A 17023-nucleotide genomic window follows, 5' to 3' on the forward strand; every position below is an offset into this window, starting at 1 on the left:
CCGCGAGGCCCGCGCCCAAATCGTTTTTGGTTATGAGCTCATGCCGTGCGGCAGGTGTCCTGCAACCTTGTGCAAGATTTCATGCACGGCAGTGCTGGCGCATTCCAGATGCCGCAGTACAGGCCAGTCAGTGCATGTAAGTGACGCGGCGCGAGCGGTCGCTCAACTGCAATCCCGCGTCGAGCAGCGCGATGGCGAACCAGCGCGCGGTCTTGAGCATGCCGCTCACGCTCGGCATCGGCAGCCAGTCGTTGAGGAGTTGCACGGCGGCCTCGCTGCGGGTGGACTGCAAAAGCGCGATGACCTGCAGCAGCGAGCCTTCGTCCTTCGCGAGTTCGGAGGCGCAGCGGCAGCGCGTGTCCAATGGGCGGCACGAGGCGCGGCACAGCGTGCCCATCAGCAGATCGAAGTAGCCGAAGCCTTCCGCGCCGAGCCCGGCATCGGCGAGCACGCCGCGCCAGCTTTCGGCCTTGGCGTAGGCGTCGCAATGCGGGCGCAGCCAGGTGCGCACCGCGCGCAGCACGGTCTGCTCGGCGGTGTCGGGATGATGGACGAAGGTGTCGTCGATCAGCGTGTCATTTCTCGCGAAAGGGGCGGTGTAGTTCATGGAGCCTCCGGTCCCGCACAAATCATTCGGGTGGCGCCGGGTCGTCCGGCATGGGCTGTATTCTCGGGCAAATTTCGTGTAAATGCAAATGATTCTCATTTGTGAAAAAAATCGACATGCAGCGAAAACGTGACCTGCCAGAACCGGGAAGGGACTGTTCCAGCCAGGGCGCTTAATTACGGGGACACAAGCCGCTAAAGTGCGGGCCATGCGTGTTCCAGTGTTCTGGCGCAACGTGAGAGTTGGCCCCGGCCCCATGAAGGCCGGGGCTTTTTTTTTGCGCCGCGCCAGGGCGCTCGAGGTGGCCCTGGCACGCGTTTTGTGGACCGCCCGGGGCCGCACCCCGATGCATAAGTCATTGAACCGAAAGAAACAAGTAAGGTATTATTCGGGCCGCGCAGCGTCACGGCTTGCCGCGCGCCATGGCGCTCCGGAGGTCAAAAGCGTTGTTTTCGCGATCAAAAATGGGCTGTAACGGCCTGTTTGTTGTTTTTTCTCTTAGTACGTTTCTGAATAAAAACAATGACTTGCGTCAAGTGTCGTTCCGGCCCGTGTTGTTGCGCTGCAAAACTTCCGTATTCCGTTTACCCTCGTTAACCCTTGAACGTGTGTTGCATTTCGCCTCGTCGCTGACAAATACATTACAGCCAGCCTGGTTCGATTTTCACCCCGCGTCAATCTTTCAAGTTGCTTGCGCACCTGAACGTGCGCCGTGGAAGCTATTTGCTCCGCATTTTTGAGGTCCTGTTGAAATGCAATCCGTTCCATTCCTGAGTCTGGCGATCTGGATTCCCATCCTGTTCGGCGTGGCCGTGCTGCGCCTTGGGTCGGATCGTCATCCGCAGCGCGCCCGCTGGCTGTCGCTCGTTGGCGCCGTCGTCGGTCTGCTGCTGACCCTCCCGCTCATTTCCGGCTTCGACAACCACGCGGCCGGCATGCAGTTCGTCGAATTCCGCGAATGGCTGCCTGAGTTCGGCGTGGCGTGGCGACTCGGGATCGATGGCATTTCGATGTGGCTCGTGGTGCTCACCGCGTTCACGACGCTCGTGATCGTGATCGCCTCGTGGGAATCGATCACGGTGCGCGTCGCCCAGTACTTCGGCGCGTTCCTGATTCTCTCGGGCCTGATGGTCGGCACCTTCGCGGCGACCGACGGCATGCTGTTCTTCGTGTTCTTCGAAGCCACGCTGATCCCGCTGTACCTGCTGATCGGCTCGTGGGGCAATGCGCGCCGCACATACGCCGCGGTCAAGTTCTTCTTCTTCTCGTTCGGCGGCTCGCTGCTGATGCTGGTGTCGATGCTGTACCTCTACGGCCAGTCGCACACCTTCGACATGGCGGTGTGGCACAACCTCACGCTCGGCTTCGTTCCGCAGATCCTTATCTTCATCGGCTTCTTCGCGGCCTTCGCGGTGAAGGTCCCGATGTGGCCGTTCCACACGTGGCTGCCCGACGTCCACCTCGAAGCGCCGACCGGCGCGACCGTGATGCTGGCCATGCTGAAGCTGGGCGGCTATGGCTTCCTGCGCTTCACGCTGCCGATCACGCCTGATGCCGCGCACTTCTTCGCACCGGCCATCATCACGCTCTCGCTCGTGGCCGTAGTCTATTCGAGCCTGCTCGCGCTTGCGCAGACCGATATGACCAAGCTGCTCGCGTACTCGACGGTCGCCCACATGGGTCTCGTCACGCTGGGCCTGTTCCTCTTCAACCAGATCGGCACCGAAGGCGCGATCGTGCAGATGATCTCGTACGGCTTCGTTTCGGGCGCCATGCTGCTCTCGATCGGCGTGCTGTTCGACCGCACCAAGACGCGCACGATCTCGGCTTATGGCGGCGTCGTCAACGTGATGCCGCGCTACGCCACCTTCATGATGCTGTTCTGCATGGCCAACCTCGGCCTGCCAGGCACGTCGGGCTTCGTGGGCGAGTTCATGGTCATCATGGGCGCGATCCGCGTGAACTTCTGGGTCGGCGCGATCGCCGCGACGACCGTCATTCTGAGCGCTGCGTACACCCTGTGGATGTACAAGCGCGTGATCTTTGGCGCTGTGGCGAACAAGGGCGTTGCGAAGCTGGCCGACATCGGCCGCCGCGAAACGCTGATCTTCGCTTCGCTTGCAGCGTTCGTGCTCGCGATCGGCCTCTACCCGAAGCCGATGACCGACGCGATCGAGCTCTCGGCGGCGAACCTCGTCACCCAGGCCGGTCGCAGCAAGCAACCTGTCGACGATGCAGCGCCTGCTGACGCAGTGCGCGCGGGCACGGACGTTCGTGCTCCGCACTCGCCGACGTGATCGCTAAAGATTGACGGCGCAACCAACGCGCCGCACCGCTTCCGGGCGGCGCGGCGCGTTTGTGCGTCCAGATGGTTTCGAGTTTCGAGACTCGAAAAATAGCCGCGGCGGGCCGCTGTCAAGGGCGGAGTAGAGCGCGACGTGCGTGTGTTTCCGAGGCGCGACAAACCTCGCGAACACATGCGACAAAGTGTCTCAATCTTCTTTTGACAAAGGTCATTTTCCACATTCATTGATTGCGAAATATCAAAGCGGCTGTATGATGCGGGCGCGCTTCCTTTGTCGGATGTCAGGGGACGCGTCCGGAACAATTCAATGAATGAAATTCAGGCAAACGTGATGAAAAGAACGACCTTTCAAAGGTTACTGCTTCCCGTAAGCGCCGGATTGGCCTTGTGTCTTTCCGGATGCAACATGGAGCTCCTCGACCCCAAGGGAAGTGTGGGCGTGGCGGAAAAGCAGCTGATCGCAACCTCCACATGGGCCATGCTGATTGTCGTGATCCCTGTGATCATCCTGACGCTCTGGTTCGCGTACCGCTATCGCGCATCGAACCGTAGCGCCACCTACGCGCCGAAGTGGTCGCACTCGACGGCGATCGAAATCGTCGTCTGGACCATCCCGACGCTGATCATTCTGTTCCTCGGCGTGCTCACGTGGAATACCACGCACGAGCTCGACCCCTACAAGCCGCTCGAATCCAACGTCAAGCCGATCAACGTCGAAGTTGTGGCGCTCGACTGGAAGTGGCTGTTCATCTACCCGGATCTCGGTATCGCGACGGTGAACCAGCTGGCCGTGCCCGTTGGCACGCCGGTGAATTTCAGCATCACGTCGGACTCGGTGATGAACTCGTTCTTCATCCCGCAGCTTGGCACCCAGGTTTATGCGATGGCTGGCATGCAGACGCGTCTGCACCTGATCGCCGACCACGCTGGCGACTACGCCGGCCTCTCGGCGAACTTCAGCGGGGCGGGCTTCTCGGACATGAAGTTCCGCACGCTCGCCACGAGCCAGCAAGACTTCGACGCGTGGGTCCAGAAGGTAAAGGCGTCGCAGACGCAGCTTTCGATGGATCAATACGCGACGGTCGCAAAGCCGAGCGAAAAGGCTCCGGTTGAGTACTTCTCGACGGTCGACCCGAAGCTCTTCAACAACATCATCGCGAAGTACAACAACGGCCACGTCACGAATTTCAGTGACCCGTCGTGCGTGACCAAGGGGTAAGCCAAGCATGTTCGGAAAACTTACACTGGACGCCATTCCGTATCACGAGCCGATTATCGTCGGCACGATGATCGGCATGGCGCTGATCGGCGCATTGGTTCTCGGCGTCGTCACTTACTTCGGTAAGTGGAAGTATCTGTGGACGGAGTGGCTGACGAGCGTCGACCACAAGCGTCTGGGCGTGATGTACATCATCCTCGCCCTCATCATGCTGCTGCGCGGCTTCGCCGACGCGATCATGATGCGTACCCAGCTCGCGCTCGCGTACAACGCGCCGGGGTACCTGCCGCCGCACCACTACGACCAGATCTTCACGGCGCACGGCGTGATCATGATCTTCTTCATGGCCATGGCCTTCATGGTCGGCCTGATGAACATTATCGTGCCGCTGCAGATCGGCGCACGCGACGTCGCGTTCCCGTTCCTGAACTCGCTGTCGTTCTGGATGACCGCAGTCGGCGCCATCCTGCTGATGATCTCGCTCGTCGTGGGTGAGTTCGCGATGACCGGCTGGCTCGCGTATCCGCCGCTTTCGGAGCTTGCGTACAGTCCAGGGGTAGGCGTCGATTACTACCTGTGGGCGCTGCAGATTTCGGGTGTCGGCACGCTGCTGACCGGCGTGAACTTCTTCGTCACCATCATCAAGATGCGTGCCCCCGGCATGACGATGATGAAGATGCCGGTGTTCACGTGGACGGCGCTGTGCACGAACGTGCTGATCATGGCCGCGTTCCCGATCCTGACCGTGACGCTCGCGCTGCTCGGCCTCGACCGCTACATCGGCACGCACTTCTTCACGAATGACGGCGGCGGCAACGCCATGCTGTACCTGAACCTGATCTGGGCCTGGGGTCACCCCGAGGTGTACATCCTGATCCTGCCGGCGTTCGGTATTTTCTCGGAAGTCGTCGCGACCTACGCGAAGAAGCCGCTGTTCGGCTACAAGACCATGGTCTACGCGACCTGCTCGATCATGGTGCTCTCGTTCCTCGTGTGGCTGCACCACTTCTTCACGATGGGTTCGGGCGCGAACGTCAACGCGTTCTTCGGCATCATGACGATGATCATCGCGATCCCGACGGGCGTGAAGATCTTCAACTGGCTGTTCACGATCTACCGCGGCCGCCTCGAGTTCACCTCGCCGGTGCTCTGGACGATCGGCTTCATGGTCACCTTCACCATCGGCGGCATGACCGGCGTGATGATGGCGATCCCGGGCGCGGACTTCGTGCTGCACAACTCGCTGTTCCTGATTGCTCACTTCCACAACGTGATCATCGGCGGCGTGCTGTTCGGCTACCTCGCGGGCTTCAACTACTGGTTCCCGAAGGCCTTCGGCTTCAAGCTCAACGAAAAGCTCGGCAAGCGCGCGTTCTGGTTCTGGCTCTCGGGCTTCTACGTTGCCTTCACGCCGCTGTACGTGCTCGGCTTCATGGGCGCAACGCGTCGTCTGAACCACTACGACAATCCGGCATGGCATCCGTGGATGATCATCGCCTGGGTTGGCGCCGTGCTCGTGGCAATCGGTATCGCGCATCAGTTGCTGCAACTGTACGTGTCGATCCGCGACCGCAACCTGCCGGAAAACCGCGACCTGACGGGCGATCCGTGGGGTGGCCGTACGCTGGAGTGGGCGATCTCGTCGCCGCCGCCGTCGTATAACTTCGCGATCATTCCGCACGTGAGCGAGCTCGACGAGTTTGCGCACCTGAAGGAAACCGGCCGCGAAACCGTGGACGTCGCGAACACGAAGTACACCGACATCCACATGCCCTCGAACACGAGCGCTGGTGTGTTCATCGGTTTCTTCAGCCTGGTGCTCGGCTTTGCTGGCATCTGGCACATCTGGTGGCTCATGATCGTCGGCTTCGTCGGTATCGTCGGCACCGCGATCGCGTACAGCTTCCAGAAGAACGAAGGCTATTACATCCCGGCCGCCAAGGTCCGGGCAGACGAAGAAGCGCGCAATCGCGCACTGGTCAAGGCGTTCGCTGACAAGCAACGCGGTGGCAAGGTTGAAGAAGCACTGGAGGCCAACTGATGTTGACGAAAGCAAGTGCGGCCGCACTCGCGGAGCACGATCACCACGATCACCCGCCGTCACACTCGGTGTTCGGCTTCTGGCTGTACCTGATGACGGACTGTATTCTGTTCGGCTCGCTGTTCGCAGTGTTCGCCGTGATGCAGAACCAGTTCGCAGGCGGCCCGACCGGCAAGGACCTGTTCGACATTCCGGGCGTGGCCATGGAAACGGCAGTGCTGCTGCTGTCGTCCATCACGTACGGTTTCGCGATGATCGCGGCGTACAAGAAGCGCACCGGCCAGGTTCTGCTGTGGCTGGCCATCACGTTCGTGCTGGGCGCGACCTTCCTGTACTTCGAACTGCATGAATTCGCGCACCTGATCGAAGAAGGCGCGGGCCCGAGCCGCAGCGCGTTCCTCTCGTCGTTCTTCACGCTGGTCGCCACGCACGGTATCCACGTGACGATGGGCATGATCTGGATGATCGTCCTGATGGTTCAGGTCGCGAAGGCACCGACGCTGGGCGAGCGCGAACTGCGCCGCCTGACGTGCCTGAGCCTCTTCTGGCACTTTCTGGACATCGTCTGGATCTGCGTGTTCTCCTTTGTTTATCTTGCGAGCGTGATCTAAATGAGTGCTCATTCCATCCATGAAGAAGAAAGCCATGGCAGCGTAGGCAGCTACCTGGCAGGTTTCGTCCTGGCGGTGGTGCTCACGGCCGCTTCGTTCTGGCTCGTGCTGCACGGCGGCTTCCCGCGCGAAACCGCGCTGCTCGGCCTCGCCGCACTGGCTGCGGTGCAGATCGTGGTTCACCTCGTGTTCTTCCTGCACATGAACACGTCGTCGGGCCAGCGCTGGAACGTGACGGCATTTGGCTTCACGGTGTTGACGGTCCTGATCGTGGTCGTCGGTACGCTGTGGGTCATGCACAACGTCAGCATGAACATGATGTCGCGCTAAGCGGTCATCGTTGCTGGACTTGCGTTTCGCTCTTTTCGAGTGAAGCGCAAATGGAAACGCCGCCAGGCCTTCGGGCTGGCGGCGTTTTTCTTTTCTGCGGCTTCTTGCGCGGTTATGCGTTAAAGCGCTGGCGCACGACTTCCGCGACGGCCTTGCCGAGCCGGTGGTGCTGCGACGCTTCGTAGTGGATACCGTCGGTCGTGCTGACCGTGGCGAACTCGCCGGCGTCGAGAAACGCCGAGCCGTACTTCACGGCCACGCGCTCGTAGAGCGGCGCAAGCAGGCGCGACTTCGCCGCGCCGCCGGTGAAGATTTCGCCGAGGAAGCCAATTTCTTCGATCGGCACCGGCGACATGAGCAGGACGTGCGGCGTCGAGCCGTCCGGACCCGCGCGGCACGCGACGAGCGTTTCGAGCAGCACGTCCACCGAGTTCGCAATGTCGGTGGGCGTGACGGAAAAGCGCGTCTTGAGGTCGTTGGTGCCAAGCATCAACGCGACCACGTCCACCGGCAACTGGCTTTCGAGGCATGGGCGCAGATAAGCGTGGCCGTTCTTGTGCCGGCCTTCGATGGGGTCGTCGTGAACCGTGGTGCGCGCAGGCAGGCCTTCCTCGATGATCGTCCAGCCCGGCCCGAGCGCTGCGCGCAGCACGCCGGGCCAGCGGTCCGCGGGGCCGAATCGCTCGGATACGCCGGGCACGCCAAGCGGCTTCGTGCCGTGCGTATTGGAATCGCCGTAACAGAGCAGGGTGCGTGACGTCATGGGTTGCCTCTCTCGGTATCATAGGGTCGCAGGGCAGCCGAAGCGAAGTTCCGGCAGGGCATCTGCCAAAATCGATTCCGCCGTAGTCCATCAACCCGCCTGTTATCAGGGCACAACTTCGCTTAGTGGCGTGTCCCACTCTACACTAGCAAGGCGAGGTCTATTACGGCGCGAAACGCACGCAAGATAGTGAAGATGCGATTCGAGAGAATCGCTATGGACGGTGGCGCAGCTTTGCTGCAAATGCCCGATGATCCCGTGCGATCTTGGCATGGTCGGATGATGTGTAGTCGAGCATCTTGCCAATTTCAGGGCGCCACATATCATTACCCCCCCTCTAGATCTTGACCTCTACCGTATCAAACTCAATCAGTACGTCAGCGCCTAATGTTGGTTCAATTACGGCGATATTCTTTAAAGGCTTCCCCCTTCCCCAGGAGTACGATTTATCCAGAAAGTTCAATGCTTTCTTGTACTCGTCCGTATCGAATTCGCTTAGAATTTTTATAGAGTAAACGATGTTTTGAATTAGAAAGTCATTAATCCAGCATCTAGTTGCGCCGGAAAATTGCACGCGGACATGATCCCTTTTGTTGTCGAACATAAGGTGAAGCTCTACAACCTCTTGATCCATATTTACCGCGACGCCCATGATGTACCAGTCATGAAACGATTCGTATTGTTCAATCACATTCATTTCGAATACTTCCCTTAAGGACTCCACGGGCTGAAAGGTACGACATCATCGCCGCCATCTCTGGCGCTACCAGTCCAATTATGAGCGTGGGGCTTCAAACCATTGTGGAAATGATCAAAATCCAGGTCGACGACGGGCTTGCCGTCATCGCCGAACAGGCGCATCTGACCGCTACCTGGGTTCGTGTACCACGTTCCAGGTTCTCCGTCATTCGGTGTTTTGGCAATATCGAAGGAATCGCCGTTTGATATATCGGGCTGATAGTCGAACGGCTGCGCATCGCTTAGCGCCGTCGAGGTGCCGCCGGAGTCCGCGCTGAACAGGTCGTCACCAAACATGCTGGCATCGCCGCCTTCCGTGTCGTCGTTGTCCGAATCATCGCCACCGCCGCCGAGCCAAGCACCCGCCGCCGATTTAACGAAGCCGGACAAGCCAAAACCGTCGTCAGCCTTGGCCGTAGCCCCAAGGTCAGGCAATGGATCAAGCGTAGTGCCAACGCCACCGGCGGGCGCATCCACTGGAGCAAGTTCGCCGTTGGCCCGCTGGAGTGCCTGAAACGCGTCGTAACTGATGACTTTTGGATACGCGGTACCACCGCCACCGCCCGTCGCGGGCCAGCGCTGCGGCGCGGGATCGGGCTGTGCCACGCGCGGCAGGCCCCGATATTCGCGGTTGATTACCGGCACAAGCCGACCGGATACGACCGCGTCGCATAGCAGTTTGCGCACTCCCGCGATATCGGTCGGAAGATTCCAGTGCGCCAGTTTCAACCAGTCGCGGACAAACGTCTGAACCTCGCGTAGTGCCTTTTCCCCCGGGAATCGTACGCAAGTCCCAGTTCGGGCGGAAATGACGGGCAAAGGCCGCCCGGTCTTCCGTGAGTTGTCTGAGACGGTCTTTTTCCCACAACTCGCCTTTGTCCACTTCGGGCAGCGCATTCCAAGACCAGGAGTCGCGCTCCCGACCTGCATTCGGGTAAAGCCAGCGGGCCGACAGATCCCGGTAGCCGCGTCCAAAACATGTCAAGTCGAAATACTGCGGCCCCGGAACCAGCGTGCATCGCCATCCAGTTTCGAGCGGTACGTATAGCGTGTTCCACGTCATAAGTTGCCCGTCCTGTTTTCGGGTTTTCAGCGTACCTCGCATTCAGCTGCGAAACCGAAAAATCGGGTCAAGCCTTGTTCGCCGCCAAGACCCCGTCAATGAGATACGCGCTTTGCATGGTGAGTGGGGCATTTGATTTTTGATTGCAATTCAAGCTCGGGTCTCTGGGGGGCATCCCTCGCCGTTCCTAAGTGGCGTGGTCCGGCATATCTGCCATCGCGCTGCTCGTCTCGCGCCCGCTAGCGGTGTCACCCCCATTTATCTGCTTCTACTCCAGGTGCGCTGCATGGACCGACATTGCGCGATTGGCGACTCGCTTCATTATTTGATAGGCAATCAAGTGCTGCCCCAGAAATCCACACGAGCCGTGCGTCACGATGCGCTCGCGCCCGCCACCAGGCAGCAATGCCATTACTCATCATGGGAGATTACTAGACGACTGGTCTAATCGGTCTGTAACATGCCACCTCATGAATGCAGCGGCAGCCGTTGAAGTGCGGCAACACATCCTCGATACCGCCATGCCCATTCTGCTGGGCAAGGGCTTTTCCGCAGTCGGTCTCAATGAGATCCTCGCGGCCGCCGGTGTGCCTAAAGGGTCGTTCTATCACTATTTCGGCTCGAAGGAAGCGTTCGGCGAAGCCCTGCTCACGTCGTATTTCGCCGAATATGCGGAGCGACTCGACGACATGCTTTTGCGCGCGCCGGGCACGGCGGCCGAAAAGTTGATGCGCTACTGGGACGACTGGCGCCTGATCCAGTGCGCTGACGATCCCGTAGGCAAGTGTCTCGCGGTGAAACTGGGCGCGGAGGTGAGCGACCTTTCCGAGGCCATGCGCGAGGCGCTGCGTCTCGGTACCGACGCGACCATTTCGCGCATTACCGCGTGTATCGAGGCAGGGCGCGCGGATGGCTCGCTCGCGGGTGTAAGCGATCCCGCGACCATGGCGGTGACGCTCTACGAACTGTGGCTCGGCGCGACGCTGCTCGAAAAGATCCACCGCGACCGCAAGCCGCTCGATGCGGCCATGGCGACCACGCGAATTCTGCTGAACCTGCCTCCGGGCAATTAATCGAACGCGAAGCGGCGGCGCGCGCAGCGTATGAACCGCGCGCGATTGTCGCGCATTGTGCGGATGAGCTAGACGACCGGTCTAATAGGTCATGAAGAGGCCGGTATCCAAAGGGCGCGCGGGCGCCCGAACCTAACCGATAAAGGAACGCCGATGAAGGTACTGATCGTTTTGACCTCGCACGAGGACCTCGGCAATACGGGCAAGAAAACGGGCTTCTGGCTGGAGGAATTCGCCGCGCCGTACTACGCGCTGCGCGACGCCGGCGCCGGGCTAACACTCGCATCACCCAAGGGCGGTCAGCCGCCGCTCGATCCGAAGAGCAGCGACCCGTCCGCGCAAACCGATGCGACGCGGCGTTTCACATCCGACACTGAAGCGCAAACGGCGCTTGCCAATACGAAACGTCTCGCCGATATCGACGCGAGCGCCTTCGACGCTGTGTTCTACCCGGGCGGCCACGGCCCGCTTTGGGATCTGGCCGAAGATCCTGTTTCGATCGCGCTGATCGAAAAGACCATTGCCGCGGGCAAACCAGTCGCTGCCGTCTGCCATGCGCCGGGCGTGCTGCGTCACGTGAAGGGTGCGGATGGCAAGCCGCTCGTGGCCGGCAAGTCGGTCACCGGTTTTTCGAATGACGAAGAAGCGGCTGTGCAACTGACCGATGTCGTGCCGTTCCTCGTCGAGGACATGCTGAAGGCCAACGGCGGCCAGTATTCGAAGGCCGCCGACTGGCAGCCGCACGTCGCAACTGACGGCCTGCTCATCACGGGCCAGAACCCGGCTTCATCCGAACCGGTTGCCGAAGCTTTGCTCGCGGCGCTTCGCCGCGGTTGACGCTTCGCGAACGCGCCTGTTTTCTGCGAGCGCGTTCGCTTCTCTCTATTTCCTTTCGGCAACGCTGCGAGCCGTACTCGCAGCGCGTGTCCGACTGCGCATTGCCGCAAGGAAATCCCGATTTTTGCCAACCGGCGCAGGTGCCGCGCGATGCGCGACCTGTGCCAAGAAAGGAGCTGTAGATGTCCGCATTGTTCGAACCGTTCAAGCTCAAGGGCGTATCCCTGCGCAACCGTATCGCCGTGCCGCCGATGTGCCAGTACATGGCTGTTGATGGCGTGATTAACGACTGGCACCACGTCCACTACGCGCAGATCGCGCGCGGCGGCGCGGGCCTCGTGATCGTCGAGGCGACGGCGGTTTCACCCGAAGGCCGCATCACGCCGGCTTGCACCGGCCTGTGGAACGACACGCAAATGGAGGCGTTCAAGCCGACCGTCGCCGCGATCAAGGCGGCGGGCGCCGTGCCCGGCATCCAGATTGCGCACGCGGGCCGCAAGGCAAGCGCGAACCGCCCGTGGGAAGGCGACGACCACATTGCCGAAGGCGACGCGCGCGGCTGGCAGACCATCGCGCCTTCCGCGACTGCGTTCGGCGCGCATCTGCCGAAGGTGCCGAAGGCGATGACGATTGACGACATCGCGCGCGTGCGCGAGGACTTCGTGGCCGCGGCGAAACGCGCGCTCGAAGCCGGCTTCGAATGGCTCGAACTGCACTTTGCGCACGGCTATCTCGGCCAGAGCTTTTTCTCGACGCACTCGAACCACCGTGACGACGCGTATGGCGGTAGCCTCGAAAACCGCAGCCGTTTCCTGATGGAAACGCTGGCCGCGGTGCGCAAGGTCTGGCCGGAGCACCTGCCGCTGACGGCGCGCTTCGGCGTGATCGAATACGATGGCCGCGACGAGGAAACGCTCGCCGAATCGATCGAACTGGCGAAGGGTTTCAAGCGCGAAGGCCTCGACATGCTGGGCGTGAGCGTCGGCTTCTCGACGCCCGCTGCGCAGATTCCGTGGGCGCCCGCGTTCCTCGCGCCGATCGCGCAGAAGGTGCGTCGCGCAACCGGTCTGCCGGTGTCATCGGCGTGGGGTATCGGCACGCCGGAACTGGCCGAGCGCTCGGTGGCGAAGGAGCAGCTCGACGTCGTGATGGTCGGGCGCGCGCATCTGGCCAACCCGCACTGGCCGTACTACGCGGCCCAGGAACTGGGTGTCGAGCGCGCCGCCTGGACGTTGCCCGCGCCGTACGCACACTGGCTCGAGCGCTACAAGGTCGGCTGAACCATGCCGAAATTTGCCGATCGGCAAAACCATTGAAGATGAGGGAGTTCCGATGACTGTCTATTTAATCGCGAGCATCACGCCGAAGCCCGAACATGTCGCCGAAGTGGAAGCGCTGACGCGCGACATGGTCACGCAGACGCGCAAGGAGCCGGGCAATCTGCGCTACGACCTGCTGCGTCGCGCGGACGGCGCGCCGGTTTTTTACCTCTACGAAGCCTATGTCGATGAAGCCGCGGTGCAGGCGCATCGCGACAGCGCCCACTATGCTGCGTTCCGCGCGAAGATTGGCGCGTTGGTGGCGCAGCCGCCAGAGGTGAAGACATTGACGGGCGTGGACGTAGCCGACTGAGTCTGCACTTTGCCGCATTCGCTGCGGCACTCCATTAACGCGCCGGACATCGCTTCTCTGCGCTGTCCGGCGCGTTTTTCTTTGAGCCGCCGCGCGCGGCTTAGCCAGCCATATCAAGCACGACGCGGCCTTCGATCGCGCCGCGCTCCATCCGCGCGAACACGTCGTTGATGTTCTCCAGCTTGTCGGTGGAGACGGTCGCCTTGACCTTGCCTTCCTGCGCGAAAATCAGCGACTCTTCGAGGTCGAGACGCGTGCCGACGATCGAACCGCGCACCGTCACGCCGCCTAACACCATGTCGAAGATCGGCAGCGGGAAGTCGCCGGGCGGCAGGCCGTTCAGCGACACCGTGCCGCCCCGGCGCACCATGCCGAGCGCCTGCGAAAACGCAATGGGCGAGACCGCGGTGACGAGCACGCCGTGCGCGCCGCCAATTTCCTTCTTCAGATACGCCGCGGGATCGGTGGTTTTCGCGTTGACCGTCACGGTCGCGCCGAGACGTTTCGCAAGTTCGAGTTTCGTATCGTCGACATCGACGGCGGCGACATTGAGCCCCATTGCGCGCGCGTATTGCACGGCCATGTGGCCGAGGCCGCCCACGCCGGAAATCACGACCCAGTTGCCCGGGCGCGTGTCGGTGACTTTCAGGCCTTTGTAGACCGTCACGCCAGCGCAAAGCACGGGCGCAATTTCGATGAAATCGATATTTTTCGGCAGCAGGCCCACGTAATTCGCGTTGGCTTTCGCGTATTGAGCGAAGCCGCCATTGACCGAATAGCCGGTGTTTTGCTGCTGCTCGCAAAGCGTTTCCCAACCGCCGAGGCAATGTTCGCAATGGCCGCATGCGGAGTAGAGCCAGGGAATGCCTACGCGATCGCCTTCCTTGACGTGCGTGACGCCCGCGCCGACACCCACGACATAGCCCACGCCCTCGTGACCGGGAATGAACGGCGGCTGCGGCTTCACGGGCCAGTCGCCGTGCGCGGCGTGCAGATCCGTATGGCACACGCCACACGCTTCGATTTTCACGAGCAGCTCGCCGGGTCCCGGGGTGGGGACAGCCACTTCCTCCAGCACGAGGGGTTTGCCAAATGCGCGGACTACCGCGGCTTGCATCGTCTTGCTCATCATCGGCCTCCTGTCGAAGCTGAGTGGCGGGGCGCGGCCGGATGCGTTGCGCATCGCGGTGCCGCCGGACGTCCGCCTGTCTTTCAAGTTTGAAGGAAAGGGTTTTCGCGTGCGATGAAGGTGCTCAATAGTTGGTAATAAAGGTGCTGAGAAGTTTTCGAAAGGAACTGCCGTTAATATTGGGAAAAGTTTGATAACGACCCCGTTGCACGAATTCACTGAGCCCGATGGAGAACGAGCCCCTCTACGAGCGCGCCAGCGAGCGCCATTTCGCAGGCGACTTGCCGCTCGCGCGTCAGTTGTACACGCAACTGCTTGCAGTCGATGCAACGCACGCGGGTGCGATGTTTCGCCTCGGCGTGATCGGTTTGCAGGAAGGCGCGCCGGCCAATGCGATCGGCTGGTTGCAGCGCGCGCTCGCCGTCGACCCTGGTCAGCGGCGCTACCGCGAAGCGTTGGGGCAGGCGTATGCCATGGCCGCACGCCATGCCGATGCGGCGCAGATCTACCGCGCTCTGCTAGCGGACGACGCTTCGTCCGCCGATCTCTGGTGCGGGCTCGGCTCGGCGCTGCAGGCGCAGGGTGCACTGCCGGAGGCGGTGAAGGCGTGGCGCGCGGCGTTGGAGCGTGAGGCGATCCGGGCCGACGTCTGGAACAACCTCGGCAATTGCCTGCGTCTGCTGGGAGACCCCGGCGAGGCTCAGGCGGCTTATCGTCGCGCGCTCGCCTTGCAGCCGGACGATGCCAACGCGTTGACGAACCTCGGCTCGCTGCTGCAGGCGGAAGGGCGGGACGAGGAGGCGCTCGAAAGTTTGCGCGCAGCGCTGGAGGCTGCACCGGACACCGCAGTTACGATGATCAACCTCGGCGTCCTGCTGACTCTCCTCGCGCGTCTGGACGAAGCCTTGCCCTTGCTCGAACGCGCGGTGGCCATCGAACCGCATATCGCGCATGCGGCCTACAACTATGGCGTCGCGCTTCAGTCATGTGGCCGTTTGCGCGACGCGCAAGCGCAATATCGCGGCGCGCTCGCGCTGGACCCCACGCACGCGGAAGCGGCCAACAACCTGGGGAATGTCTGCCGCGATCTCGGCGAACACCGGGCCGCCCAGGAGGCGTACGAAACGGCGATCCGCGCGCGGCCGGATTTCGTCGACGCGTTCAACAACGCAGCCAACCTGATGCGCACACTCGGCAGCTTCGACGAGGCGCGAGCGTTATTGCGCCAGGCCCTCGAACTCGATCCATCGCGCTCGGCCACGCTCAACAATCTCGGCAACGTGCTCAAGGACAGCGGGGACCTGGACGAAGGCATCGAATGCTTTCGCCGGGCAGTGGCGAGCGAGCCGGGCAACCTCATCGCGCACAGCAACCTGCTGTACGCGTTGTCGTTTCAGGCCGCAGATCCGCAGGTGATTCTCGACGAGGCGAGACGCTGGTCTGCGCAGCACGAAGCGCCGCTGCGCGCGGAACAGTCGCACGTGTCTGCCGAATCCGCGGCGGGAAGGCGATTGCGCATCGGATACGTATCGGGCGATTTTCGTGAGCATTGCCAGGCATTGTTCATGACACCGCTCTTCACGCACCACGACCGCACGCGCTTCGAAATTCACGCGTATTCGAGCGTGGTGCGGCCCGATGCGACAACCGCACAACTCACTGCGCACGTCGAAAAATGGCACGACGTACGCACGTTGAGCGATGCGGCGCTGGCGGAGCGAATCCGCGCTGACGGCATCGATATCCTCGTCGATCTCACGATGCACATGTCCGATGGGCGGCCTCTGCTGTTCGCGCGCAAACCGGCGCCGGTGCAGGTCGCCTGGCTCGCATATCCCGGCACGACCGGAATCGGCGCGATGGACTGGCGGCTCACCGATCCGTGGCTCGATCCGCCCGCGCACGACGGCCACTACAGCGAAAAGTCGTGGCGCTTGCCGCACACGTTCTGGTGTTATGACGCGCTTGCTTCGGAACCCGAAGTGAATGCGCTGCCAGCATCGAGCGCGGGACATGTCACGTTCGGTAGCCTGAACAACCCTTGCAAGCTCACGGATTCGACGCTGAATCTGTGGGCCCGTGTATTCGCCCGCTTGCCGCACGTGCGCCTCGTGCTCATGGCGGCCGAGGGCGAAGCGAGGCGCCACCTCGTGCAGCGACTCGCACGGGCCGGCATCGACCCAGCGCGAGTGCGCTTCTTGCCGTTCAGGCCGCGCGCGGACTATCTGCGCAGCTATCACGAGATCGATCTCGGGCTCGACACGCTGCCGTACAACGGCCATACCACGTCGCTCGATGCGCTGTGGATGGGCGTGCCCGTCGTCACGCGTATCGGGCCGACGGTGGCGGGGCGCGCGGGCTTGAGCCAGCTTGCAAACCTTGGGCTCGCCGAACTGGCCGCCGATTCCGACGATGCGTTCGTGGAGACGGCGGTGAGTCTCGCGAACGACCTGCCGCGCCTCGCGAATCTGCGCGCGACGCTGCGCGAGCGCATGGCGGGCTCGCCGCTCATGGACGGCGAGCGTTTCGCGCGTGGCGTCGAGGCGGCGTACGAAGGCATGTGGCGCGCCGCAGCGAAATAGGGCGAACTGGCCCGTAAATACGGGGCATCTGGCGATATGTTCTCGGCCGTATGGCCATCCAGCGCCCTGTATAAATATACAGTAGAATCCTAG

General features: G+C 61.8%; 15 protein-coding genes. 10 read left to right on the top strand and 5 right to left on the bottom strand.

Annotated elements, in window-relative coordinates:
• Nucleotides 1-127 precede the first annotated feature (127 nt).
• Complete coding sequence (locus L0U83_RS17995) at nucleotides 128-607, bottom strand: hypothetical protein (protein ID WP_158759625.1); 480 nt, start codon at nucleotides 605-607, stop codon at nucleotides 128-130.
• A gap of 752 nt (nucleotides 608-1359) precedes the next feature.
• Between L0U83_RS17995 and L0U83_RS18000 the strand changes: the two genes are divergently transcribed.
• From L0U83_RS18000 to cyoD, 5 genes are all read left to right on the top strand, one after another.
• Nucleotides 1360-2904: an NADH-quinone oxidoreductase subunit M gene (locus tag L0U83_RS18000; protein WP_233885188.1), complete on the top strand. Its 1545-nt coding sequence runs from the start codon at nucleotides 1360-1362 to the stop codon at nucleotides 2902-2904.
• 339 nt (nucleotides 2905-3243) lie between these two features.
• Nucleotides 3244-4131 (top strand): ubiquinol oxidase subunit II, encoded by an 888-nt coding sequence (cyoA, locus tag L0U83_RS18005; RefSeq protein ID WP_233885192.1) that lies wholly within the window; start codon nucleotides 3244-3246, stop codon nucleotides 4129-4131.
• A gap of 7 nt (nucleotides 4132-4138) precedes the next feature.
• The gene (gene cyoB, locus L0U83_RS18010) at nucleotides 4139-6172 is read left to right on the top strand and encodes a cytochrome o ubiquinol oxidase subunit I (RefSeq protein WP_233885193.1); all 2034 of its coding nucleotides are present in this window, start codon (nucleotides 4139-4141) and stop codon (nucleotides 6170-6172) included.
• Nucleotides 6172-6783: a cytochrome o ubiquinol oxidase subunit III gene (gene cyoC, locus L0U83_RS18015; protein WP_233885194.1), complete on the top strand. Its 612-nt coding sequence runs from the start codon at nucleotides 6172-6174 to the stop codon at nucleotides 6781-6783. Before cyoB ends, cyoC begins: the two co-directional genes overlap by 1 nt.
• Nucleotides 6784-7113 (top strand): cytochrome o ubiquinol oxidase subunit IV, encoded by a 330-nt coding sequence (cyoD, locus tag L0U83_RS18020; protein ID WP_233885195.1) that lies wholly within the window; start codon nucleotides 6784-6786, stop codon nucleotides 7111-7113.
• Nucleotides 7114-7225: 112 nt separating this feature from the next.
• Here the strand turns inward: cyoD and L0U83_RS18025 are convergent, their stop codons facing one another.
• The 3 genes from L0U83_RS18025 to L0U83_RS18035 all read right to left on the bottom strand — a co-directional run bounded on the left by L0U83_RS18025 (nucleotide 7226) and on the right by L0U83_RS18035 (nucleotide 9343).
• Complete coding sequence (locus L0U83_RS18025) at nucleotides 7226-7876, bottom strand: SGNH/GDSL hydrolase family protein (RefSeq protein WP_233885196.1); 651 nt, start codon at nucleotides 7874-7876, stop codon at nucleotides 7226-7228.
• A gap of 337 nt (nucleotides 7877-8213) precedes the next feature.
• Entirely contained in the window at nucleotides 8214-8573 is a 360-nt protein-coding gene (locus tag L0U83_RS18030) for a hypothetical protein (RefSeq protein ID WP_233885198.1), read from the bottom strand.
• Between the two features lie 14 nt (nucleotides 8574-8587).
• On the bottom strand, nucleotides 8588-9343 hold the full coding sequence (locus L0U83_RS18035) for a hypothetical protein (protein ID WP_233885199.1): 756 nt from the start codon (nucleotides 9341-9343) through the stop codon (nucleotides 8588-8590).
• Nucleotides 9344-10147: 804 nt separating this feature from the next.
• Between L0U83_RS18035 and L0U83_RS18040 the strand changes: the two genes are divergently transcribed.
• The 4 genes from L0U83_RS18040 to L0U83_RS18055 all read left to right on the top strand — a co-directional run bounded on the left by L0U83_RS18040 (nucleotide 10148) and on the right by L0U83_RS18055 (nucleotide 13219).
• Nucleotides 10148-10750 (top strand): TetR/AcrR family transcriptional regulator, encoded by a 603-nt coding sequence (locus L0U83_RS18040; RefSeq protein ID WP_233885200.1) that lies wholly within the window; start codon nucleotides 10148-10150, stop codon nucleotides 10748-10750.
• A 153-nt stretch (nucleotides 10751-10903) separates the two neighbouring features.
• Nucleotides 10904-11587 (top strand): type 1 glutamine amidotransferase domain-containing protein, encoded by a 684-nt coding sequence (locus L0U83_RS18045; RefSeq protein WP_233885201.1) that lies wholly within the window; start codon nucleotides 10904-10906, stop codon nucleotides 11585-11587.
• 182 nt (nucleotides 11588-11769) lie between these two features.
• The gene (locus tag L0U83_RS18050; RefSeq protein ID WP_233885202.1) at nucleotides 11770-12867 is read left to right on the top strand and encodes an NADH:flavin oxidoreductase/NADH oxidase; all 1098 of its coding nucleotides are present in this window, start codon (nucleotides 11770-11772) and stop codon (nucleotides 12865-12867) included.
• Between the two features lie 52 nt (nucleotides 12868-12919).
• The gene (locus L0U83_RS18055) at nucleotides 12920-13219 is read left to right on the top strand and encodes a putative quinol monooxygenase (protein ID WP_233885206.1); all 300 of its coding nucleotides are present in this window, start codon (nucleotides 12920-12922) and stop codon (nucleotides 13217-13219) included.
• A gap of 100 nt (nucleotides 13220-13319) precedes the next feature.
• Here L0U83_RS18055 and adhP read toward each other — a convergent pair whose 3' ends face one another.
• Entirely contained in the window at nucleotides 13320-14348 is a 1029-nt protein-coding gene (gene adhP / locus L0U83_RS18060) for an alcohol dehydrogenase AdhP (protein WP_233885207.1), read from the bottom strand.
• A 227-nt stretch (nucleotides 14349-14575) separates the two neighbouring features.
• Between adhP and L0U83_RS18065 the strand changes: the two genes are divergently transcribed.
• Nucleotides 14576-16930 (top strand): tetratricopeptide repeat protein, encoded by a 2355-nt coding sequence (locus tag L0U83_RS18065; protein WP_233885208.1) that lies wholly within the window; start codon nucleotides 14576-14578, stop codon nucleotides 16928-16930.
• The last annotated feature ends 93 nt before the right edge of the window (nucleotides 16931-17023 follow it).

Source organism: Paraburkholderia flagellata (assembly GCF_021390645.1).
In the GTDB taxonomy this organism is placed as follows: Bacteria; Pseudomonadota; Gammaproteobacteria; order Burkholderiales; family Burkholderiaceae; genus Paraburkholderia; species Paraburkholderia flagellata.

Coding starts and splice junctions, on each gene's coding strand:
- L0U83_RS18025 (WP_233885196.1), bottom strand. CDS start 7,876: ATGACGTCACGCACCCTGCTCTGTTACGGCGATTCCAATACGCACGGC.
- cyoB (WP_233885193.1), top strand. CDS start 4,139: ATGTTCGGAAAACTTACACTGGACGCCATTCCGTATCACGAGCCGATT.
- cyoA (WP_233885192.1), top strand. CDS start 3,244: ATGAAAAGAACGACCTTTCAAAGGTTACTGCTTCCCGTAAGCGCCGGA.
- cyoC (WP_233885194.1), top strand. CDS start 6,172: ATGTTGACGAAAGCAAGTGCGGCCGCACTCGCGGAGCACGATCACCAC.
- L0U83_RS17995 (WP_158759625.1), bottom strand. CDS start 607: ATGAACTACACCGCCCCTTTCGCGAGAAATGACACGCTGATCGACGAC.
- L0U83_RS18030 (WP_233885198.1), bottom strand. CDS start 8,573: ATGAATGTGATTGAACAATACGAATCGTTTCATGACTGGTACATCATG.
- L0U83_RS18040 (WP_233885200.1), top strand. CDS start 10,148: ATGAATGCAGCGGCAGCCGTTGAAGTGCGGCAACACATCCTCGATACC.
- L0U83_RS18000 (WP_233885188.1), top strand. CDS start 1,360: ATGCAATCCGTTCCATTCCTGAGTCTGGCGATCTGGATTCCCATCCTG.
- L0U83_RS18045 (WP_233885201.1), top strand. CDS start 10,904: ATGAAGGTACTGATCGTTTTGACCTCGCACGAGGACCTCGGCAATACG.
- L0U83_RS18065 (WP_233885208.1), top strand. CDS start 14,576: ATGGAGAACGAGCCCCTCTACGAGCGCGCCAGCGAGCGCCATTTCGCA.
- L0U83_RS18055 (WP_233885206.1), top strand. CDS start 12,920: ATGACTGTCTATTTAATCGCGAGCATCACGCCGAAGCCCGAACATGTC.
- cyoD (WP_233885195.1), top strand. CDS start 6,784: ATGAGTGCTCATTCCATCCATGAAGAAGAAAGCCATGGCAGCGTAGGC.
- adhP (WP_233885207.1), bottom strand. CDS start 14,348: ATGAGCAAGACGATGCAAGCCGCGGTAGTCCGCGCATTTGGCAAACCC.
- L0U83_RS18050 (WP_233885202.1), top strand. CDS start 11,770: ATGTCCGCATTGTTCGAACCGTTCAAGCTCAAGGGCGTATCCCTGCGC.